At 66.5% G+C, this 469-nt stretch carries 1 pseudogene; it reads left to right on the top strand.

Features of this window, described 5'->3' with window-relative positions:
• Positions 1–13: 13 nt before the first annotated feature.
• Positions 14–469 (top strand): annotated as a pseudogene (locus H3221_RS25555) (hypothetical protein); the annotation flags it as partial.

Below are 469 nucleotides of genomic sequence, written 5' to 3'. Positions count from 1 at the left end.
TGGGCGCCGCTGGGTGCAGCAAGTAACCGAGAGCTACAAGCTGGTAATGACTGCCTTGGGCGGCGAGAACGAAGCCACCCAGGTGATTGCTCGCGACAGTGGCAGCGTGGCCATCGAAAGCAGCCAGGCGGATGACTGGGAGTCGAGCCGGCCGGTTTCCGGCATCCCTGAATCCACCGACCTGTCGGATGAACTGCGCCGCAATGCGGCGCTGCTCACCCTGTTGTGGGGCGGTGCGGTGCAGCTACTGAGCGCGCACCGTGGCACCACGCTGAGCTGGCAAGTGCCGACCGATCTGGCGTTGGGCATCGACACCGTTCACACGCTGCGCCTCGAAGACAAAGCCCTGGCGCAAGGCAAGTGCCGGCGAGTCCAGCACCGTATCGATATCGAGGGCGGCACGGCCATCACCACGCTCAGCGTGGCGATCAGCCGGGGCGGTGGCGCGGGCGACCCGCTCACGGTGCCT

The organism is Pseudomonas chaetocerotis, assembly GCF_015712105.2.
GTDB lineage: Bacteria > Pseudomonadota > Gammaproteobacteria > Pseudomonadales > Pseudomonadaceae > Aquipseudomonas > Aquipseudomonas chaetocerotis.
Note: the sequence above shows the minus strand (reverse complement) of the source record. Positions and strands in the feature narration are given on the sequence as shown.